This is a genomic window from Acidovorax sp. ACV01 (assembly GCF_014851495.1).
Lineage (GTDB): Bacteria > Pseudomonadota > Gammaproteobacteria > Burkholderiales > Burkholderiaceae_C > Acidovorax > Acidovorax radicis.
Genome location: NZ_JACUZT010000001.1, coordinates 753,305 through 774,860, shown reverse-complemented (window position 1 = coordinate 774,860; position 21,556 = coordinate 753,305). Strand labels below are relative to the sequence as shown.

Genomic DNA, 21,556 nt, shown 5'->3' with positions numbered 1-21,556 from the left:
CAAAAACCATTTCCTTCAGCCATGCAATTCCATCCCCATACCGTACAGATGCGCACCTCCACCGCGCTGGGTCCCGTGCGCCTGGCGGCATCGCCCACCGGCCTGGCCGGTGTCTGGTTTGAAGGTCAGCGCCACGAGCCCAGCCTGCAGCTTCATGGCCCCGCCGCCTGGGCTGATGCGGCAGGCCACCCGCTGCTGCAGGAAGCAGCACGCCAGCTTCAGCAGTACCTTCTCGGCGAACGCGCCGGGTTTGACCTGCCGCTGGACCTCTCGGGTGGCACGCCGTTCCAGCAGGAGGTGTGGCGCGCCTTGCTGGCCATCGGCCGTGGCGCCACCACCAGCTACGGCACCTTGAGCCGCCAGCTGGGCCGTCCCCTGGCCGTGCGCGCGGTGGGCGCCGCCGTGGGGCGCAACCCGGTCAGCGTCATCGTGCCCTGCCACCGGGTAGTGGGCACGGACGGCAGCCTTACCGGCTACGCCGGTGGCCTCGACCGCAAAAGGGCCTTGCTGACCCTGGAGAATGCGTACGCCACCGCCACCGGCGCAAGCCACTCCAAAGGAAATGCATGAACAGCCCGGGAACCCAGCCTGTATCGACCTGGATCGGAGAATTCATCCTGCTGGCGGCTTTGTGGGGCGCATCGTTTCTTTTCATGCGAATGGGCGCTGCCGAGTTCAGCCCCCTGCCCATGGTGGGTTTGCGCGTGGCGCTGGCCACCGTGTTCCTGTGGCCCATCATGCTGCGCCAGGGCCACTGGCCCGCGCTGCGCCAGCACTGGCGGCCGATCCTGTTTGCCGGGGTCATCAACTCTGCCATTCCGTTTGCGCTGTTTGCCTGGGCCGTGATGCACATCCAGACCGGGCTGGCCTCCATCCTGAATGCCACGGTGCCACTGTTTGGCGCGCTGGTGGCCTGGGTGTGGCTGGGTGACCGCATCAATCGCCTGCGCTGGGTGGGCCTGGCACTGGGTTTTGTGGGCGTGGCGCTGCTGGCCTGGCGCGCGCCGGCGGGCACCGGCTTCAAGAGCGACAGCGCCGGCTGGGCCATTGCGGCCTGCCTGCTGGCATCGTGCTTCTACGGCCTGTCGGCCAGCTTTGCGCGGCGCTACCTCACGGGCATTCCGCCGCTGGCCACGGCCACCGGCAGCCAGCTGGGCGCGGCGCTGGGCCTGGCCGTGCCCACGCTGTGGTTCTGGCCGGCGCAAATGCCCGGCCTGCACGCCTGGGGCGCCATTGTCGCCATCGCCGTGCTGTGCACGGGCATTGGCTACATCCTGTATTTTCGGCTCATCGAGAGCGCCGGGCCCAGCCGGGCGCTGGCCGTGACCTTCATCGCGCCGGTGTTTGCCGTGCTGTATGGCGCACTGTTCCTGGGGGAGCGCATCACGCCGTGGATGGTTGGCTGCGCCCTGGTGATCGTGTGCGGCACCCTGTTGTCAACGGGACTTATCAGGACACTCAGGCTGGCCCGGCCTGCTTCAGAACGGCCCTAAACTTGGCCCATGGGGTTTTCATCGGGCTTTTGCCATCTGACCAAGTCCGTCAACGGCACGCGGCGCTGCTGTATTGCCACACACATTCCCGGCCGCGCGCCCTGTACCCCCGGGCCTCAAGCCACCCCACCGCAGGTGGGTGCACAGGCGCATTGCCATGGGTAACAACACCCTTCTGGCTGCCACAGCGCTCATGTCGCTGCTGCTGTTGCTGGCCTGGCTGCCGCCGCACGAGTCCTTGCACCCATCGCGCCGCACCTTGCTGCTGCTGGGGTTGGCAGGCGGCCTCGTGTCCTGGATTTCTTTTGAGGCACTGCGCTGGAACGCCCCCGAACTGCGGGTGGTGGCGTACCCCACAGCTGCTGCGTTCCTGGCACTTTTTTTCCGCGTCCCTGCGGCCATCGTCACGGCGCTGATCGCCCTGGTGGCGGCGCTGTCGGCCGATGTGTCCGATGTGGTGCCCGCCAGCGCCGTGCTGGCGGCGGCCGTGGCCACCGGGGTGCTGTGGCGCAAGGTGGGGCACCGCCTGCATGTGCCCAAATGGGCCGCGCTCATCGGGCTGACGCTGACCCTGCCCCTGGCGGTGGCCGGCTGCCTCTGGGCCGCCGGCAGCGCGCCCGACCTGACCCGCAACCTGCCATGGCACCATGGCGCCGGGGTGTTCATGCTGGGCGTAGGCCGGTTGCTGCTGGCCAGCAAGGCGCGCTCCGAGCTTTCGCGCAGCGACATCCAGCAGACACTCGCGCAGCAGGAGCAGCGATTGCGGCTGGTGCTGGACTCCATGGGGGGCGGGCACTGGGAATGGGATGTCGTCCGGCGCGAATTTCGCTGCCACGGCAGCTTCTACGAGACCTTCGGCATCACCGCCGCCGATCTGGCCGCACCGGACCTGTGGCAGCGCTGGTACGCCCGGCGCCACCCGCAGGATGCCGAACGCAATGCCCCCAAGCTGGCGCGGGCCATGGACGGGCTGGAAGACAACTACGAAGCCGAGTTCCGGGTGATGGACACCGAGGGCCAGTGGCGATGGCTCATGTCGCGTGGCACGGTGGCGCGGCGCGACGCGCAGGGCCGCCCGGCGGCCCTCATCGGCATGGACGTGGACATCACCGCCCACCGGGCGGCCGAGGACGCGTTGCGCTCGTCCGAGGCCAAGTACACGACCTTCTACCAGACGCTGCCCGATCCTGCAGGCATCTCCCGCATCTCGGACGGCCGCTACATCGACGTGAACCCCGCGTTCTGCGAGGTGCTGGGCCGCCCGCGGGAAGAGGTGATCGGCCGTACCTCCACCGAGCTGAACATCTGGGCCTCCGAGCAGGAGCGCAAGCGGCTGGTGGAAACCTTCCGCCGCGATGGCAAGGTGGACCGGCTGCCCCTGGTGGCGCAGCGCGCAGGTGGCCGCATCCCGGGGTTGATGTCGGCACGCTCCGTGCTTGTGGATGGCGAGAACTGTTTTGTTTTCGTTTTCCACGACATGACCGAAGCCCACCGCGCCAGCGACGAGCTGCGTGCCCTCAACGGCCTGCTGCAGCAGGCTGGCCGGCTGGCCCGGCTGGGGGCCTGGGAGGACGAGCGCGGCAAGGGCCTGGTCTACTGGTCGGACGTGTGTTTTGACATCCATGGCCTGCCCCCCGGATCGCCGCTGCCCAGCGACTACATCGACCGCCATGTGGCCCCCGCCTACCGTGAGCCACTGCGCGAGCGCTTTCGCCAGAGCATTTTGGAACGCTCCGAGTGGAGCATGGAGATGGAGGTGCAGCACACCGACGGCCGCCTGGTCTGGGTGCGCGCGCGCGGCGAGCCCGTGGTCGAAAACGGCAGGGTCACCCGGGTGCGCGGCGTGATGCAGGACATCGACGAGGCCAAACGCGCCGAACAGCGCCTGCGCCAGTCCGAAGAGCGCTTCTCGCGCATCTTCCACCTCATGCCCTACCCCATGGGCCTGTCGCACCGCAGTGACGGGCGCTATGTGGACATCAACCCAGCCTGGGTGGAGATGCTGGGCATCTCGCGCGAAGAGGCGATCGGCAACACCGCCATCGAGCTGGGCATCTTCACCGAGGTCGACCGCGCGCGCCTGCTGGAGGCCGAGGGTGGCACGGGGCACCTGAGCAGCTACGAAATCACCTTGAACGTGCGCGGCGGCCCACCCCGCACGGTGCTGCAATCCATGCGCGCCACCGAATTCGACGGTGAGCCATGCTGGCTGTTCTCGGTGCACGACATCACCGACCGCAAACGCAACGAAGAGCAGGTGCGCGAGCGCGAGGAACTGCTCTCACTCACCATCTCGGCCGCATCGCTGGGCCTGTGGGACTGGAACCTGCAGACCGGCACCGTCACCGGCGACAGCCGCTGGCGCGCCATGCGGGGCCTGGACACGCCGCGCACCCCGCTGGCACCCATGCAATGGACGGCAGGCATTGCGCCCGACGACATCGACCGCATCACCAGCGAACTGGCCCGCCACATCGCCCACCCGGGCACCCCGTTTGACGCCACCTTGCGCGTGAACCAGGCGGGCGACCCCGCGCGGTGGCTGCGCAATCTGGGCAAGATCGTGGGCTTTGACGAGGCGGGCCGCCCCGCCCGCATGCTGGGGGTGGCCATTGACGTGACGCCCCAGCGCGAGCAAGAGGTGCTGCTGCAGCGGCTGGCCCTGTTCGATGCGCTCACCGGCCTGCCCAACCGTGTGCTGCTGGCCCGCAAGCTGCAGGAATGCATGGACCAGGCCCGCCAGAGCGGCCGGCAGCTGGGCGTGGCCTACCTGGACCTGGATGGCTTTAAGCCCGTGAACGACCGCCTGGGCCACGGGGCGGGCGATCGCCTGCTGGTGGTGGTGGCGGGCCGCTTGACGCGTGCGCTACGTCCCATGGACACGGTGGCGCGCCTGGGCGGAGACGAGTTCGTGATCCTCATGCCCGAGCTGGAATCCGTGGACGGCTGCGAGCGCATGCTGCACCGGGTGATGGAAAGCATCTCGGCGCCTTACACGCTGGACACCGAACGTGTGGTGGTCACCGCCAGCATCGGTTTTACGGTGTTCCCGCAGGACGAAGCCGACGCCGACGCCCTGCTGCGCCACGCCGACCAGGCCATGTATGCCGCCAAGCAGGCTGGGCGCAACCGTTTTCACCAGTTCGACGCTGCGCAGGAACGCGCTTTGCAGCTGCTGCGCGAGCAAGGCCGCCACCTGCGCGATGCACTGGCGGCTGCGCAGTTCACCCTGTACCTGCAACCCAAGGTGGACATGCGCAGCGGCGCCGTGGTGGGCGCCGAAGCGCTGACCCGCTGGCAGCACCCCGAGCGCGGCCTGGTGTCACCGGGCGAGTTCCTGCCGCTGCTGGAAGGCACCGAGTTGGAGATCGACTTTGGCGAATGGGTGATCGAGGCCGCCCTCACTGTCCTGGAGCAGTTGCAGGCGTATGGGTTACCCCTGCCGCTGAGCGTCAACATCGCCGCCCAGCACCTGCAGAACCCCGACTTTGCCGACTGGATGGCCCAGTGCATCGCGCGCCACCCCAGCGTGCCCGGCCACTTGGTGGAGATCGAGATCACCGAAAGCGCTGCGCTCTATGACCTGACCGCCGTGGCGCAAACCCTGACGGCGCTGCGTGCGCTGGGGGTGGTGGTGTCGCTGGACGACTTTGGCACCGGCTACTCGTCGCTGACCTACCTGCGCCGCCTGCCCATGGACACGCTCAAGATCGACCAGAGTTTTGTGCACGGCATGATGGGCGACCCCGGCGACCTGGCCATCGTGCAGGGCGTGATCGGCCTGGCCCGCTCCTTCGGCTACCGCGTGATCGCCGAGGGGGTGGAGACCGTGGAGCAAGGGCAGATGCTGCTGCAGCTTGGCTGCATGCAGGCCCAGGGCTATTGCATTGCCCGGCCCATGCCGCTGGAAGAGTTCATTGGCTGGATACCAAGGTGGCAGCCGCCGGTGGGGTGGCAGCGGCAGCGGCCGGTGTAAATTTTGATTTAAAACAGGCTCTACCGCTTATCCATAAAGCGTTAGCAGCTATCTTTTTAATACCGCTCCAGATTTTCATGCACCGCCGAGGGACCCCCATGAGCATTCGTGAACTGCATGCCCACGAACTGACGCAGCTGCTCACCCTGTACCAGCATCTGCACGAACACGATGACCCGCTACCTCCGGTGCATGAAGTCGAAGCCGTGTGGGCGGAGGCGCTTGCGAATCCGCGTATTCAATACTTTGGGGCCTACGTGGACGGTGCGCTGGTTTCCACCTGCACTCTCACCGTCATTCCAAATCTCACACGCGCCTGCCGACCCTACGGTGTCATCGAAAACGTGGTCACGCATGCGTCACACCGTGGCCAAGGTTGGGGGCACGCGATCCTGACACATGCGCTCGGGCAGGCCTGGCAGCGGTGTTGCTACAAGGTGATGCTGATGACCGGCCGAAAAGACGAAAGCACGCTGCGGTTTTACGAAAAGGCCGGGTTTGACCGCACGGCAAACAGGCTTTTGTCGCCAAACCGGCAACTTAGCCCGTCGCTGTTCCCGCTTCGCCCCGCAATCCGCAGGGCACTGGCAGGTCCTGCCCATGGGCTCCGGTTACCCCACCAGATCCTTCACCTGCTGCAGGGCCGCCGGGTCTTCCATCGTCGTCAGATCGCCGGGATCGCGCCGCTCGGCCACGGCCTGCAGCGCGCGGCGCAGCAGCTTTCCGCTGCGGGTCTTGGGCAGCACAGAGACAAAATACACGCGCGACGGGCGGGCCACGGCGCCGAGCTGCTGGTCCACCTGTTTCATCACCTCGCCTTCGAGCTTGAGGCGTGCAGCCTCATGGGTCAGGCCCGAGGCATCGCGCGCCACGGCAAACGCCATGGCCACCTGGCCTTTGAGGCTGTCGGCCACGCCCACCACGGCCACTTCGGCGATGTTGGGGTGGGAGGCAATGCTTTCCTCGATCTCCCGCGTACCCAGGCGGTGGCCGGCCACGTTGATCACGTCGTCGGTGCGGCCCAGAATGAAGTGGTAGCCGTCGGCATCGCGGATGCCCCAGTCAAAGGTGCTGTAGATCAGGCGGCCGGGGATGCTCTTCCAGTAGGTGTTCACAAACCGCGCATCGTCGCGCCACACGGTTTGCATGCAGCCGGGGGGCAGCGGGCCTTCGATGCCGACCACGCCTTTCTGGTTGGCACCGGTCAGTTCTTCGCCGTTGCTCTCGTCGATCAATTTGACGTGGTAGCCGTACATGGCCTTGCCGGGGCTGCCGAAGCGCGTGGTTTGCTGCTCTACGCCGTTGGCCAGCGTCAGGATGGGCCAGCCGGTTTCGGTCTGCCAGTAGTTGTCGATGATGGGAACGCCAAGCGCATCGCTGATCCACTGCGCCGTGGGCTCGTCCAGCGGCTCGCCCGCCAGCCACAGGGCCTTGAGGGTGGAAACGTTGTATTTCTTGAGCCAGCTCGGGTCCTGCTTCTTGAGCACCCGCACCGCCGTGGGCGCCGAGAACATGTGGGTGACCTGGTACTTCTCGACAACGCTCCACCACACGCCCGCGTCGGGCCGCGTGGGCAGGCCCTCGTACATGATGGTGGTCATGCCCGCAATCAGCGGGCCGTAGACGATGTAGCTGTGCCCCACCACCCAGCCGATGTCGCTGGTGGCGAAGTACACGTCGCCTGCTTTCGCATCAAAGATGTGCTTCATGCTGGCGGCCAGCGCCACGGTGTAGCCGCCTGTGTCGCGCTGCACACCCTTGGGCTTGCCAGTGGTGCCACTGGTGTACAGCGTATAGCTGGGGTGGGTGGATTCGACCCATTCACAGGGCACCACGGTGTTCAGGTGCTGCTCGCGCAGCGCCGCCCAGTCGTGGTCGCGGCCCGGTTGCAGGTGCATGGGCGCCAGGCCCCGGTTGGTCATGAGCACGGCGGCGGGCTTGTGTTTGGAGAGCGCAATAGCCTCGTCCAGCAGCGGCTTGTAGGGCACCACCTTGCCGCCGCGCGAGCCTGCATCGGCGCTGACCACGGCCACCGGCTCGGCGTCTTCAATGCGCGAGGCCAGCGAGCCCGAGGCAAAGCCGCCAAACACCACCGAATGCAGTGCCCCAATGCGCACGCAGGCCAGCATGGCAAAGGCGGCCTCGGCAATCATGGGCATGTAGATAAGCACACGGTCGCCCTTCTTCACCCCCAGCGACAACAACACGGCTGCCATGCGCTGCACCTCGGCATGCAGCTCGGCAAAGCTGTAGCTGCGCTCGGTGTCGGTTTCGGTGGAGATCGCCACCAGCGCACTTTGGCCGGCACGTGTGGCCAGGTGCCGGTCGACCGCGTTGTGGCACAGATTGGTGGTGCCGCCGACAAACCATTTGGCAAATGGCGGGTTGCTGTAGTCGCACACCTGCTGGGGCGGGGTCTTCCATTCAACCAACCCGGCCTGCTCGCGCCAGAAAGTGTCTGGCTGGTCGATGGACTGGCGGTAGAAGTCGGCATATGCGGTCATTGTGGGTGTCTCCTCGGCATCTCTCTCGCCCTGCCACGGCAGCAGGTTTTGAATTCATAATTATTCATAACGGGCTTGCGGCAAACTGACGCATGCCTTCGCACTTGCCATGAATCCACTGCGCTTAGCGGCCTGGTGCCCGCTGCAGTAAAGCGCATGCATCCGGCATCGCCGCCACTTTTTGCACGCGACCCGCCCCCTCCCATCGCTCTTTTGTATGCCCTGAAGCACTCGGCATGCAAGGATTCTTTGGTGACAACGATATCAAAAATAGAAATAACTATTTCAATAAACAACGCATATACTTCAAATCATGTGGTCCACCCTCATCATGACGCTGCCCACGCAGCCCAACGCCGTGCGGCTGCGCATCTGGCGCAATCTCAAGGCACTGGGCTGCGCCGCCCTGCGCGACGGCGCCTATCTGCTGCCGGAAGAACACGCGGGCCTGCTGGCCCCCATTGCCACCGAGGTGCGAGAACACGGCGGGACGGCCATGCTGCTGACCCTCACTGCGCCAGACAGCGCACAGCGCCAGGAGATTGAAGCGTTGTTCGACCGCACGGAGGCCTTCACTCAGTGGCGCGACACGGCCACGGCCTTGCAGGCGGAGCTGGCACAGATCACGGAAACCGAAGCGCGCCGCCGCCTGCGTGGCATTGCCGACGCCCTGCAGGCCTTGCACCGCACCGACTACTACCCCAGCGGCGCCGCCGCGCAGGCCGATGCCGATCTGGCCAGCCTGCGGCAGGTACTGGACGCCTGCTTCTCGCGCGGGGAGCCAACCGCCCTGCCCGCCCATGGCATCGCGCGCCTTCACGCCGCCCAGTTCCAGAACCAGCGCTGGGCCACGCGGGCGCGGCCCTGGGTGGACCGCCTGGCCTGCGCCTGGCTGATCCGCCGCTTCATCGACCCCGGTGCGCGTTTTGTGTGGCTGGCCGATCCGGCATCGCCGCCTGCTGATGTCCTGGGCTTTGACTTTGACGGTGCCCGGTTTACCCACGTGGGTGCCCTGGTGACCTTTGAGGTGCTCATTGCCAGCTTTGGGCTCGAAGCCGACTCCCGCCTGCAGCGCCTGGCCCGCGCCGTGCACTACCTGGACACGGGCGGCATGCCCGTGCCCGAAGCGGCTGGGCTGGAGGCCGTGCTGGCCGGCCTGCGCGAAGTGCATGCCGATGACGACGCCCTCACCCAGGCCGCCGCGCAGGTGTTCGATGCCTTGTACGCCGTGCCGTCCGCCCTCCCTTCCTCGCAGGCCCCGCTGCCCAGCACCGCACCATGACCACCCCCACCTCTGCGCCCGCCACCTCCGCCCTGGACCGCCCCGCCCCCGTCGGCTTTGGCGAGGCTTTCCTGTTCTGGCTCAAGCTCGGTTTCATCAGCTTTGGCGGGCCAGCGGGCCAGATCGCGATCATGCATGCCGAGCTGGTGGAGCGCCGCCGCTGGATCAGCGAAAAGCGCTTTCTGCACGCCCTCAACTACTGCATGCTGCTGCCGGGCCCCGAGGCGCAGCAACTGGCCACCTACATCGGCTGGCTCATGCACCGCACCTGGGGTGGCATCGTGGCCGGAGCGCTGTTTGTGTTGCCCTCGCTGTTCATCCTGATCGCACTGTCGTGGGTGTACCTGCGGTTTGGCGATGTGCCGGTGGTGGCGGGCATCTTCTACGGCATCAAGCCCGCCGTTACCGCGCTGGTGCTGCATGCGGCGCACCGCATTGGCACGCGCGCGCTCAAGAACGGCTGGATGTGGGGCATTGCCGCTGCGTCTTTTGTGGCCATCTTTGCGTTCGACACACCCTTCCCTGCCATCGTGCTTGTGGCGGGCCTCATTGGCTACTTTGGCGCGCAACACTGGCCGGCCGTGTTTGCCCTGGGGGGCGGCCATGCCAACGGCCACAAGGGCTATGGCCCGGCCTTGATCGACGATGACACCCCCACGCCCGCCCATGCGCGCTTCTCGCGCAGCCACCTGGCCAAGGTGCTCGCGGCCGGGCTGGCGCTGTGGCTCGCGGCCATGGCCGCGCTGGTGGCCACGCAGGGCTGGCAGGGCACGCTCACGCAGATGGGCTGGTTCTTCACCAAGGCCGCGCTGCTTACCTTTGGCGGCGCCTATGCCGTGCTGCCCTATGTGTACCAGGGCGCGGTGGAGCAATACCAGTGGCTCAGCGGCCCCCAAATGATCGACGGCCTGGCGCTGGGCGAGACCACCCCCGGCCCGCTGATCATGGTGGTGGCGTTTGTGGGTTTTGTGGGCGCCTGGCTGCAGCAGGTGTGGGGGCCAGATGCGCTATTTGCGGGCGCCGCTGCCGCTGCCGCCGTGGTGACCTTTGTGACCTTCCTGCCCTCGTTCATCTTCATCCTCGCGGGTGGCCCGGTGGTGGAGGCCACCCACGGCAAGCTCGGTTTCACCGCGCCACTGTCGGCCATTACCGCCGCCGTGGTGGGCGTAATCCTCAACCTGGCACTGTTTTTTGCCTACCACCTGCTGTGGCCCAAGGGCTTTGGCGGGGCGTTTGATGCGATCTCGGCCGTGATTGCACTGGGGGCGGGCGTGGCATTGTTCCGCTTCAAAACCGGTGTGCTGCCTTTGCTGGGCGCGTGCGCAGCCGTCGGACTGGCTGTGACTTTTATCAAACCGTGGCTTGCCTGAGCCGCCAGCTATTCATCCAACTTCCAGGAGCCGCACCATGCAAGCACGCCCCCAAGCCCTTCCTTTTGACCCGGCCACACTGCCCGGCCTGTCTGAAAAGCTGCTGCGCAGCCACCACAAGAACAACTATGGCGGCGCGGTGGCGCGGCTCAACGCCATCCGGTCGCAGCTGGCGGGTGTGGACTTTGCTTCGGCCCCCGGCTTTGCACTCAACGGGCTCAAGCGCGAAGAGCTGATCGCCAGCAACTCCATGCTGCTGCACGAGCTGTACTTCGCCAGCCTGGGTGGCCAGGGCGCGGCACCGGCGCCCGGCATGGCGCTGGCCCTGGCGGCCAGCTTTGGCAGCGTGGAGCGCTGGAGCGAAGAGTTCGTCGCCATGGGCAAGGCGCTGGGCGGCGGCTCCGGCTGGGTGCTGCTGGTGTTCCAGCCGCGCGAGGGCACGCTCGTCAACCAGTGGGCCGCCGACCACACCCAGGTGGCAGCGGGAGGTGTGCCCATCCTCGCTCTGGACATGTACGAGCATGCCTACCACCTCGACCACGGCGCAGCAGCGGGTGCCTATGTGGATGCCTTCATGGCAAACATCCACTGGGCCGCCATCTATGAGCGCTACCAGCATGCGGTACACGCCGCGAGTGAAGGGCTGCAAGCGTCCATTCAAGACGCGCAAGCAGCGGCACAACTGATTGATGTGCGCCGCGCCGGTGTGTACAAGGCGGCCACCACGGCCATCCCCAACGCCCGCTGGCGCGACCCTACCGCCATCGACACATGGGCCCCGGAGCTATCTGCCAGCGAAGACGTCGTGGTGTATTGCGTTTATGGCCATGAAGTAGGCCGCTCGACCGCGTTGCGCTTGCGCGCCGCGGGCCTCAACGCGCGGTTTCTGCAAGGTGGCCTGGACGGCTGGGTCGCGTCGGGCCAGCCCGTGCAGCCCAAAACGGCAGTGTCGCCGCCCGTTTAGTGCGCGGTCTGCGGCGCCATGCGCCGCTGCACCTCAGCCGCCAGGTGGGCGAGTGCGGGCAGCGGCCGCACGAACACTTCCAGGGTGGTGATGCGGCCCTGCCCATCCAATTGCAGACGGTCCACACCCCGCACGGTGTGGTGCCCGATGTGTCCCTCAAAGGCAAGGGCCAGCTGGCGCCCGTCCTCGCTCCACAGGCAATCACCATAGGAAAACCGGTCGTACAGGCTGAAGGCCAGGCCCAAAACCCCACCCACGGCGCCCGCGCCGTGCAGTGGTTGGTCGTCCAGCGGCGAATGCAGCAGCACCTCGGGGTGCAGCAGGCTCCCCACCGCACTGAAGTCGCCCGAGGCAAACATATGGCGCCATGCAGCCAGGGTGCGCACGGTGGCTGGGGCTGGGGCTGGAGAAGGAGAAATCCCGGGGTTCAGGGATGGCAGAGAGGTTGTCATGGCAGTGTCCTTGGGCTGGGGTGGAAAGAGCCGTGAATCCTCGCGGTGCCGGGTCATGCGCGCAATCACCTCCGAGGTCATAAAACCCACGGCACCTTGTGCCACCATCGGTGTCCATGTCACCCGTCGCCCCTGCAGCCTCCGACACCACCCCTGCGCGCATCGGCAGTCTGCTGCGGGCATTGCGCGTGCGGCGGCGCCAGAGCCAGTTGGCGCTGGCCATGGACACGGGCGTGTCCCAGCGCCACCTGAGTTGCCTGGAGACCGGCAAGGCCCAGCCCAGCCAGCCCATGCTGCTGGCGTTGCTGGATGCACTGGGCGTGCCTTTGGCGGAACGCAACCAGGCACTGATGGCGGCAGGGTTTGCGCCCCGCTACCCCCGCAGCGACTGGTCCGCCCAAGGCCTGGCCCCGGTGCGCGAGGCCTTGCACCGCCTGCTGGTGGCCCACGAGCCCGCGCCCGCAATGCTGCTGGACGCGCAATGGAACCTGCTGGAAATCAACGCCGCCGTGCCTGCGCTGATGCGCCTCATCGGGTTTTCGCCCCCAGCCGCCGAAGACTCGGAGCCCTTGAACTTGCTGGATCTTCTGCTCGGGCCGCAGGGGCTGAAGCCCTGGATCATCGACGCCCCGCGCATTGCCCAGGCGGTGCGTCGGCGTGCGGGCGCCGAGGCGCCATTCAACCCTGCCCTGGCCCACCGCCTTCAGGCGCTGCCCGAAGAAACCCGGCACCGCAGCGGCCAGCCCAGTGCCGAGCTGTCACCACCGGACTCGCCCGTGCTCCTGCTGCAATTGCGTTCCCAGGCGGGTGTGTTGAGCTTCATCTCCGCCACCACCACCCTCGGATCACCGCTGGACGTGACGCTGGACTCATTGCGCATCGACCACCTGCTGCCAGCGGACAGCACCACCCGCGCAGCGCTGGAGCGGGCTCTCACGTAAGGGGGTGATCTCACTTTCCGTGCAGAAAACCCGGTTAAGAGCTACGGGTTAACCCGCAATTTTTTATTGTCTGGAATTATCAGTAGCGAATACGTAGACTGCAGCAGGCTCGCGACCACGCCAGCCACGGGAGGACCAGCTTGTCTAGCTACTACCTACGTTTCGTTGGCGCCGATACCCTGCCAAAATCGCTATCTAAGCGGGAAGTCGAAGAGTGCTTTGGGCTGAGCATTGAAGACATCCAGGAGCTGCGCCCGCCCCGGTTCAGAGGGACTGCACGCCTTGGCGCTGCAGTCCAACTGGTCATGCTGCGCGCCACCGGGCGGCACCCCGATGCCTTTTCAGGCCTCCCCTCCGTTTTGCTGCGGTACCTGACCTCAGCGCTTGGTATGCATGCGACGGATATCGCTTCGGTGACCTCGCTGTACAAGGACAAGGACACGCGATACGAGCACCAGCTCTGGGCTCGGGAACGTGTCGGCTTCGCGGTAGTAGATGACACCACCAAACCGCTCCTGGCAGATGCTTTGGGGGAGCTTTCCGCCTCAGCGGTATCAGTCGATGACCTGATCCAACAGTCAGAACACTGGCTTTTTGATCGACGGATCGTCCTGCCTGGTGACCGGACACTGCGCGACATGGCGCGCATGGCCTTTGCTGAACAGGAGAATGCAGCAATCGCAGCGGTCCGCACCTGCGCGCCACCCAAACAGGTTCAGGCGGCGCTCTCGCACGCATTCTCAAAGCGATCAGGGCCTGGCGGTCACACAGTGCTGGAGTGGCTGCGCACACCCCCAGGGAAGCACGGGCAGATCACGCTGAGCGAGGTCACCAAGAAAATCGAGTGCCTCAAGTCACTGCAAGTTCACAAGTGGAAGCTGTCGGCGATTCCATTGAATCGTCTCAGGGCGTACAGCCAAGAGGTGATCAATCGTCCACCCTCCGCGACGAAATTTCTCTCTGAGGATCAGCGCGATCTGCGCATCGTCTCTTTCCTGCATGTCACCCTCTTGGATCAAACCGATCTCGCCGCAGACATCGGTGCGCGATGTCTCACAGATCTTTATCACAAGGCCTCTGGCAAGGTCCTAAAGAAGCAGGCCGAAAGTGCTGTGGATCTGCGTGCCGAGCGCGTCAAGCTGAAGGACATTCTCTACGACACGCAGTTGACCGATGCTCAGATCGTCGCGGCGATGCGCGACCTGGTACCCAAGAATGGAGAAAACTTTGCTGGCACGCGGGCTCAATTCGTCCGCGAAACACTGGTGAAGGATCAAGCGCCGCGTATGTCTGCCCTGCTCAATGCCCTCGGAGTCCTGGAGATCAAAGGCGACGAAACGGACAAGGCGCTCAAGCTGCTCAAGACGCTGCGCGATTTGTCCAAACGCGGCATCAGCAGCCTTCCCGAGGGGTTTGATGTGTCGGTCGCGGACCCAAGCTGGCACTCGCTGCTGGAAGGCCCTGATCGCAAGGTTGCTCTTGCAGCTCTCAAAGCAAGCGCAGCGACTTCTTTGAAGAAAGCGATCAAGGGCGGAAAGCTGTGGCTGGAACACAGCAGCCGCCATCGCAACCGTGCCGATCAGCTGATACCCGAAACGCAGTGGGCCGAGAAGCACAAGTCGCTGATCCGAGCTTTGAGCTTGACGGACAATCCAGATAAGTTCCTGGAGCGCGTGCTGGGACGGGTCAAAGCGGGCATCGGCCAACTGGTGCAGGCCGTGGAGGACGGGGCCTTGACCATAGACAGCCAGGGGCATATTCACATTGCACCGATTCAGGCGCTTGAAGTCGAACCCCAGGTCACCAAGACACGCGAGAGCATGTTCAACATGATCGGCGATGCCCAGTTTGGCAACATGCTGGTCGAGATCGACGCAAAAAGCGGCTTTAGCCAGGCTCTGCTAGGCCGCAGAGCCAAAGACATGGCTGAACTGAAGGCCGTCTACGGCGCCCTATACACACACGGAACAGAGAACACTGCCAAAGGTGTATGCGCGATGATCCCAGGCCTGCAGGTGTCTCAGGTCACTATGGCCATGCGTGCAACGGAGGCCAGCGGCCGTTTGCGGGAGGCCAACTCACGGGTCATTGAGTTCCAGCAAAGCATGCCTATTGCCAAACTCTGGGGCCAGGGCGACAAAGCATCCTCTGATTCGATGACGCTCGATACGTCACGGTACCTGCACTCGGCGCGTATGGAATACCGCCGCAAGCAGCATGGTGTTGGCATCTATGTGCACATGCTTGATACCTGGGCACTGTTTCATGACCAGCCTATCGTGATCAATGACCGGCAAGCAGCGCCAGCGGTGGACGGTGTCGAAGCGCACAACTGTTCCCGCCGCGAGGACCAGATCCGACTATCCCTGCTTGCTGTGGACACCCATGGCTACACCAACGCAGCGATGGCCATCGCCAAGTTGCTGGGCTTCGATCTGTGCGTCCGTTTGCGCCAATTGTCGGAACGTAAGATGTTCTTGGCCAGGGGGGACACTGTGCCGGAAGCTTTGGAGCGCCTAACCGTTGGGAAGGTCTCGCTTGGGAAGATTCGAGCCGGATGGATGGACCTACTGCACCTGGTTGCCTCTATCCGGCAAGGGCGCTTGACAGCTGGAGAAGCTATCGCCCGCCTTGGCAGCGCGGCGCGGGGCGATCCCGTGCACGCTGCCGCAGACGAATTGGGCAAGTTGCTGCGTACGATCTTTTTGTGTGACTATTTCACCATTCCCGAGTTTCGCCGCGAGATGCATGCCTTGCTCAACAGGGGCGAATCTGTACACCAGCTGCAGCGCGCTGTGTACCACGGACGTGTAGGAGTCTCACGCGGGCGCAGGGCTGATGAGCTGCGGGCTATCTCAACAGCGCACACCCTGCTGACCAACGTCGTGATCAGCTGGAACACCATGAAGATGCAAGATGTCGTGGATCGCTGGAAGGTGGCCAAACACCCCATAGATGAAAGCTGGCTGCGCCGCATCGGACCCGTGCACTTCGAGCACGTGAATTTTCGGGGGACGATTGCGTTCGACATGGATCCTTACATCGATGCGCTCATTGAGCGCCCAGCCAAGCAGCGTGTGGCACGTTTGCAGTGAATCGGTAATTTGAGCCGCTACCGAGCGAACCAGCCGGAGTCAAGACCAGTGTCGAAGTCCTTGCGCCCCCCACCGTGAGCCCTCGCCCGTGCTCCAAGACGCACTCCTGGACGCGCGCAAGTTTTCAAATGTCAGCTCTTTTTGCGTGCGATTTACCGGGTTAGCAGCTTGCAAACGTCAATAAAATCAACAACTTAGAGTTTTGCTTAAAAAATAGGCACCTCTTTTTGCGTGCGATTTACCGGGTTAGCAGTTCCGGGAAAAACCAGCTGCCCCAACCCCATCCTTCGGATTGCTGCCGCTCCATATGTGGCCGCACAGAACCTCCTGAGCACGACGGGCTCACCAGCGAGCACAACATCTTTCAGAGATCTTGTGACAAGGCTTCCACCAGTCGTTTTTGAATCTGTACATCTGCTGTTGTTGCGTCTGCTCTCGGGCTTACCGCCCATTGAGAGCACTGAACGGCCATTTTCCTCGCTTCAGATGTTGCCAAGCATGAAAGTCGGAAGACTGTCCCAATGATTTTTCTGCTCTTCTCGGCGTAAACACGTTGCCAGAGGCCTGAATGCTTGTTGGCGAAATCTTGCAGCAAACGCGTCAGCGTCCTGGTTAACTCCGCATCATCTTTAGCAACCAAAAGGTCTCCTTTTGGATTGAGTATTTTTGACACATCCATCGCAACTATGCCCCGGTGGCCGGATCCAATCTCTGTCTTGAAAGTCTCCTGAAGTTGTGAACAGGCCTTGCGCAGATTGCCCTCCAGCGCCTGCTCACTGGTCACCCGTTTGCATTCAACCCAAATTTTCCGTCCCTCGATCTTGATTCCAGTGTCGCTGCGAGCATTCAAGATCGCCTCCACGCTCCGAGCTGGGCGATGAGCCATGGCGGCTACGCTTGCTTCGAAAAGGAAATTACGTGCGGCCGTGGATTTTTGGGTCTCGCTGACTATATTGACTGGGCCGTTGACGGCCTTCTTTAGCTTTTCGATTACCGAGGTCAGTTCGAGCGGAGAAACGTCTTGATGGAGAAAGACACGGTCTCTTTCGCGCCCACGGTAATCGTTGTGTTGCCACCCGAGTACGTCGTTGAAACAGTGAACCTCGGATCCACCGCTTGCAATTGATCGACCAAGGCTTTGTGCACGTTGCCTATGGCTTCTGGATAAAACCCAGGCGTTCGGGTGCCCATGGCCATGGCCGCCATGCGATAGATATCCTTTTCATCGGGAAGCCGTTTGCCTTGCTCCATCAGAGCCCTTGCCTCAGCCGATGTTTTCCATGCTTTGAGCGTTCCTGCAGGGTACGAGTCCGGATCCCGGTCGATGATCGTCGAGCAGGTCTGGCATAGCCAGATGATGTTGCCAAAGCCGCGCCGGTCCTCTGCGGTCATTGCTGCGAGATAACGCGGCCCTCCAGGCGATGCCGCATGAATATGCGCGGCGACCCCCACATTGGAGAAGTCAACTTCGCCCACTGGCGCGGAGGTGGTGGCACGGCAATCGGGGTTGGAGCAACGACCCGCCACCCGCTGGTAAGCCTGATTCTTGGTCGGTTTCGTGAAGTCGTCGCGTGCCATGGGATAGTCGCTAGGTTGTATGCAGATACTGTGTGGAGCTTTTTCGCCGACTGACGGCCGACGTGCAAGCAATCAATGGCCGTCCATCGGTTTTTTCTTGCGAGCGGGCCTGGGCGGTGGTTGAAACTGCGCCACCAATCCGCGCAGGGTGTCAGCCTCCGCTTTGTGCTGCGCCACTGCCTGCAGTGCCTGCTGCAGCTCAACGCCTTGCAGTTGGTTCACGCGGGCGCTCTCGGCCAGCGAAGCCCGTGCGCTCTCCAGGTCTGCGGCCAATCGTGTCTGGGCTGCGTTGGCCTCCAGGACCTTTGTATGGTGATCACGCTCCACTTCTGCGAGCTTGCCCCGCAGCTGCTCCAGTTGCTTGTCTACCTGTGTTCGAGCAGTGCGCTCCCGATCAATTTCACGAAGCGCGCGGCGCTCGGCCTCGGCCGCACGGGAGGCCGCCTCATCGATGGCCGCACGCCCCTTGTCAAGTTCAGCACTGAAATGCTGCCTGCTCTTCGATTGTTCCAGCTTCAGCTCATCCACCTGCCTGGACAGCGCCTCACCTCGCGCTGTGCTCGCAGCGTGCGCACGCCGTTCTTGCTCAAGCTCTGCAGCAAGGGCCTGAGCTCGGGTCTCCAGTTCGGTGACTTTGGTCTGTGCGGTCTGTATCTGGGTCTCCAGGACGGCGCTTCGCTGCAGAGCCTCCTGCAGGTCTGCCTTTGCACTCTGGGCCTCTTTGTGCGTCTCGACGCGCAGGACAGCTAGCTCCTCGCGTGCCAACTCCGTTGCCTGGGTCCACAGCACGCTGACCGCCTGGCCTGCGGCCTCTTTAAGCGCCTCCGGTAGATCGGGGTGATCGATCTCTACCCGAGCCTTGCCGCGCAGATCTTCCCAGAACTTGGCCAGCGCTTCGGCTGGGGCGCTCATGGAGCCTTTTCGCACGTGCTGATACAGCTTGCTCGCGGTGGGCGTGATGCCGTACCGGAAAAACAGCAACGCGCACACCTCGCGGTACAGCGCTTTCGTATCGCTGAAACGCTCCCGCAGGGCTTCAACTTCGGCTTGGATTTCGGGTTCTTCGCTCATTTTCAAATAATACAACGTATAACGTATTAATCAATGATTTATTTTCGGATCTCTGGACATAATTAATCTAATGTCCATAGAATTCGGCTCATGAGCAGTTTGATCGTCGCACCAACCGTTTTCGCGCATCTTGAGCCCTTGGACGGCTTGGTGCTACCCGTTCATCTTTCCGGAGAGCGTGGCCGAAATCGTGCCCAGGGCCTGCCCCAGGTCGCGGCCAATGACGACCGCTCTGCGGTTTTGGCTTGGCTGGCGCGCTACAAGGATTCACCGGCCACGCTGGCCAGCTATCGCAAGGAGGCGGAAAGACTGCTGCTTTGGTGTGTGCACCAGCACGGAAAGGCCCTGTCCGATCTGACCCATGAGGATTTCCTGGTCTACGAGTCCTTTCTGAAAGATCCCCAACCGGTTGATCGATGGGTCATGCAGGTCGCGCAGAAGGCTCCTAGGTCCTCGCCCCACTGGCGTCCGTTCGCCAAGCCGCTGGACCGGCAGAGCCAGCGCCAGGCCCTGTCGATCCTCAACAGCCTCTTCAATTGGTTGGTTCAAGCCGGGTATCTGGCAGGCAACCCCTTGGCTCTGCGCCGCCGCAAATCAGTGGCTCGCCCCGCCAAGACCAGCAGGTTCTTGCCGCACGAACACTGGGCGCAAGTACGCGCAACGATTGAGTCCCTTCCCACGAGCACGCCTCGCCTCGCTCTCCAAGCGGCCCGATATCGGTGGCTCTTCTCACTCCTCTACATCGGTGGGCTGCGGATTTCGGAGGTCTGTAACAACTCGATGGGCGACTTTTACTGGCGACGGGGAGCCGACGGACGGGAGCGCTGGTGGCTGGAAATTCGTGGCAAGGGAGAAAAAACCAGAGTGATCCCCGCGACAGACGAGTTGGTCTCAGAGCTGATGCGCTACCGAAAGTCGAATGACCTGGGACCTCTACCTCATGAGGGCGATTCCTCCCCACTGCTCCTGCCGTTGATTGGTGGGTCTAAACCTATGGGACGCAGTGCGGTGCACGAGTTGGTCAAGACCATCTTCCGTGATACCGCAGCCCGCCTGCGCGCGCTAGGTCCTGACCATGAGGCCGCTGCCTCTCATGTAGAGCAGGCCTCAGCCCACTGGATGAGACATACGGCGGGCACTCACCAGAGCGACAACATGGATCTCAAGGCTGTGCGCGACAACCTGGGGCACGCAAATATTTCTACCACCAGCATCTATGTGCACACGGAAGACGATGTGCGCCATGACCAGACCACAAAAGCGCACAAGCTGGGGTGGTCGGTTTGATCGCGAGAAGTTGATCCTGTCGTTCAGTTGCGTGACATGCCATAAAAAGGTACCTCATCGGGAACTGGTTGCAGGTGCTGCTGCAGATATTCGAGTTTCGCCAACAGTTCGTCAAAGGTAATCACCTCCACGTCCTTGCAGGCGTTGCGGAAAACCTCAAAACAACGCAGTTCATGCTCTTCAATAGGGCGTCGTCCAGCAAGCACAACGCATCTGACCACATCCGCCCGGGAGGGGCGCAGAGATGGGTTATCGAAAACATGTGTCTGCCACCGAGTGCGCAACTCACTTTGTTGATGCAGCACCTGGGTGATAGCGCCACTAAGTTCTGAATGAGGGCCGAAAACATGCGGTTTCCTGTACGGCGTGACAAGCATCAAGGGTGCATCTGGGGTTTTGATTTCCACAATGGCAAGCGCTTGACCTTGCTCTTTGAAGAGGAAGTCCCCAATCTGCGCGCCCGACCCTGTCAGGCCTGATCCTTGAGCATGAAACTGCGTGTGAGACAGTTCGACAGGTCGAGCAAAAGCCAAACTCAAGACGAATTTATGCTGTTCAAAGAAACGTTGCCAGAGGTGTTCACCGAGCTTCTTCTCCAGCATATCTCGGTACTTGCCGATCATCGCTGTAAGCGTGGCTCGCTCGATTTCCGCGTGTAGTTTCAAGAGCTCAGTAGGTGCCTCGGCCGCCAACTCATCGACCTGCTTTCGCACTGTCTGAACATTGGCTCGACGCTCCGCGCGCTCGCGACTGGAGGTCTGCGCGGCGCTTTCGCGTCGTACCCGCACCAAAGGTGGAGCAACCCGCTCGATCCGTTGGAACTTCTCGGGATTGATTCTCGTGAGCACGTCGTCATAAACGAGGCCCTGCTGGATCCTTTGGATCAGGCTTCGCCCACGGGTCTTGGTCCTGTTGAAGGCGCGGCGCAGGCTGTCCAGTTCACTCTGGTCGATAAACACCGTGCGCCCATCCAGGCGCATTTCTGTTCTTTTTCCAATGGAAAGAATGTCAGCCTGCTGTACCAGCGACAGGGCCCGCCAAACCGTGTCGAGATCTTTGATAAGGCCAAGCCCGTCACCAGGCAGATCAAAAATGCTCGATGCCAGTCTCAATGCGACGTGAGCTGCCGCGTCCTGCGGGTCGCTTGGCAAATCGCTACGGGCGCCATCTTCGTAAATAACGGTCGTGAAGCGACCATGTTTTGGCTTCAGATAGCGCTTTGTGTGTGGATTCGCATGTATTGGATACATGATGATCCTGTTTGCCAGGATGGTCGCCAGCAAGGGCCGCTCCGATTCGGGTCTTGCTTGCCATATCTGCATGTCCCGGTCGATGGGTTGGAACGTCTTCAAATACAGCTTCTGCGTGGGCTCGCCGTTCTCGGTTGCTTCTTGCAACTTGAACTGCGCCTCCATCACGTCATCGCCACTGAGAATCTGCTGCCCCTCGGCTATCGCTCCCACCTCGGTTTCCATAGTTGTGCCCCTCCATGAATCGCTACCCAATGGTAGGCCATGGACTTCATGGTGAAATCACTCGCACT

15 protein-coding genes and 1 pseudogene are annotated in these 21,556 nt (G+C 63.1%); 10 read left to right on the top strand and 6 right to left on the bottom strand.

What is annotated here, in order from left to right; translation table 11 throughout:
* The first annotated feature begins 21 nt into the window (after nt 1-21).
* The 4 genes and pseudogenes from IB243_RS03560 to IB243_RS03545 form a co-directional block, all read left to right on the top strand.
* Nucleotides 22-570, top strand: coding sequence for a methylated-DNA--[protein]-cysteine S-methyltransferase (locus IB243_RS03560; RefSeq protein WP_192424991.1), 549 nt, complete (start codon nt 22-24; stop codon nt 568-570).
* A complete protein-coding gene (locus IB243_RS03555; RefSeq protein WP_057224378.1) occupies nt 567-1,493 on the top strand; it encodes a DMT family transporter in 927 nt (308 codons plus the stop codon). Before IB243_RS03560 ends, IB243_RS03555 begins: the two co-directional genes overlap by 4 nt.
* A 157-nt stretch (nt 1,494-1,650) precedes the next feature.
* Nucleotides 1,651-5,469, top strand: a complete 3,819-nt coding sequence (locus IB243_RS03550; protein ID WP_192424989.1) for an EAL domain-containing protein — start codon at nt 1,651-1,653, stop codon at nt 5,467-5,469.
* Between the two features lie 77 nt (nt 5,470-5,546).
* A pseudogene (locus IB243_RS03545) lies at nt 5,547-5,921 on the top strand (GNAT family N-acetyltransferase); the annotation flags it as partial.
* A 159-nt stretch (nt 5,922-6,080) separates the two neighbouring features.
* Here IB243_RS03545 and IB243_RS03540 read toward each other — a convergent pair.
* Nucleotides 6,081-8,015: a propionate--CoA ligase gene (locus IB243_RS03540; protein ID WP_255509268.1), complete on the bottom strand. Its 1,935-nt coding sequence runs from the start codon at nt 8,013-8,015 to the stop codon at nt 6,081-6,083.
* A 271-nt stretch (nt 8,016-8,286) separates the two neighbouring features.
* Here IB243_RS03540 and IB243_RS03535 point away from each other — a divergent pair, with 271 nt between their 5' ends.
* Genes IB243_RS03535 through IB243_RS03525 form a run of 3 tightly spaced genes read left to right on the top strand, consistent with a single transcriptional unit; the run spans nt 8,287 to nt 11,589 of the window.
* Entirely contained in the window at nt 8,287-9,255 is a 969-nt protein-coding gene (locus tag IB243_RS03535) for a chromate resistance protein ChrB domain-containing protein (RefSeq protein WP_192424985.1), read from the top strand.
* Nucleotides 9,252-10,625, top strand: a complete 1,374-nt coding sequence (gene chrA / locus IB243_RS03530; protein ID WP_192424983.1) for a chromate efflux transporter — start codon at nt 9,252-9,254, stop codon at nt 10,623-10,625. The genes IB243_RS03535 and chrA overlap by 4 nt, the downstream gene beginning before the upstream one ends.
* 37 nt (nt 10,626-10,662) lie before the next feature.
* Nucleotides 10,663-11,589: a Fe-Mn family superoxide dismutase gene (locus tag IB243_RS03525; protein ID WP_192424982.1), complete on the top strand. Its 927-nt coding sequence runs from the start codon at nt 10,663-10,665 to the stop codon at nt 11,587-11,589.
* On the opposite strand, the gene IB243_RS03520 is transcribed toward IB243_RS03525, so the two are convergent.
* Nucleotides 11,586-12,041, bottom strand: a complete 456-nt coding sequence (locus IB243_RS03520) for a nuclear transport factor 2 family protein (RefSeq protein ID WP_225584683.1) — start codon at nt 12,039-12,041, stop codon at nt 11,586-11,588. The genes IB243_RS03525 and IB243_RS03520 overlap by 4 nt on opposite strands.
* Before the next feature lie 116 nt (nt 12,042-12,157).
* Between IB243_RS03520 and IB243_RS03515 the strand changes: the two genes are divergently transcribed.
* Together IB243_RS03515 and IB243_RS03510 are read left to right on the top strand one after the other, a co-directional pair.
* The gene (locus tag IB243_RS03515) at nt 12,158-12,982 is read left to right on the top strand and encodes a helix-turn-helix domain-containing protein (RefSeq protein WP_192424980.1); all 825 of its coding nucleotides are present in this window, start codon (nt 12,158-12,160) and stop codon (nt 12,980-12,982) included.
* A 140-nt stretch (nt 12,983-13,122) separates the two neighbouring features.
* Nucleotides 13,123-16,077: a Tn3 family transposase gene (locus IB243_RS03510; RefSeq protein WP_192424979.1), complete on the top strand. Its 2,955-nt coding sequence runs from the start codon at nt 13,123-13,125 to the stop codon at nt 16,075-16,077.
* 364 nt (nt 16,078-16,441) lie between these two features.
* Here IB243_RS03510 and IB243_RS03505 read toward each other — a convergent pair whose 3' ends face one another.
* The 3 genes from IB243_RS03505 to IB243_RS03495 form a co-directional block, all read right to left on the bottom strand.
* Entirely contained in the window at nt 16,442-16,927 is a 486-nt protein-coding gene (locus tag IB243_RS03505; RefSeq protein ID WP_192424978.1) for a hypothetical protein, read from the bottom strand.
* A 149-nt stretch (nt 16,928-17,076) separates the two neighbouring features.
* Nucleotides 17,077-17,655 (bottom strand): hypothetical protein, encoded by a 579-nt coding sequence (locus tag IB243_RS03500; protein WP_192424977.1) that lies wholly within the window; start codon nt 17,653-17,655, stop codon nt 17,077-17,079.
* A gap of 72 nt (nt 17,656-17,727) precedes the next feature.
* Complete coding sequence (locus IB243_RS03495; protein WP_192424976.1) at nt 17,728-18,726, bottom strand: DNA-binding protein; 999 nt, start codon at nt 18,724-18,726, stop codon at nt 17,728-17,730.
* 90 nt (nt 18,727-18,816) lie between these two features.
* Here IB243_RS03495 and IB243_RS03490 point away from each other — a divergent pair, with 90 nt between their 5' ends.
* On the top strand, nt 18,817-20,013 hold the full coding sequence (locus tag IB243_RS03490; protein ID WP_192424975.1) for a tyrosine-type recombinase/integrase: 1,197 nt from the start codon (nt 18,817-18,819) through the stop codon (nt 20,011-20,013).
* Between the two features lie 23 nt (nt 20,014-20,036).
* Here IB243_RS03490 and IB243_RS03485 read toward each other — a convergent pair whose 3' ends face one another.
* Nucleotides 20,037-21,488, bottom strand: a complete 1,452-nt coding sequence (locus IB243_RS03485) for a Shedu immune nuclease family protein (protein ID WP_192424974.1) — start codon at nt 21,486-21,488, stop codon at nt 20,037-20,039.
* Between the last annotated feature and the right edge of the window lie 68 nt (nt 21,489-21,556).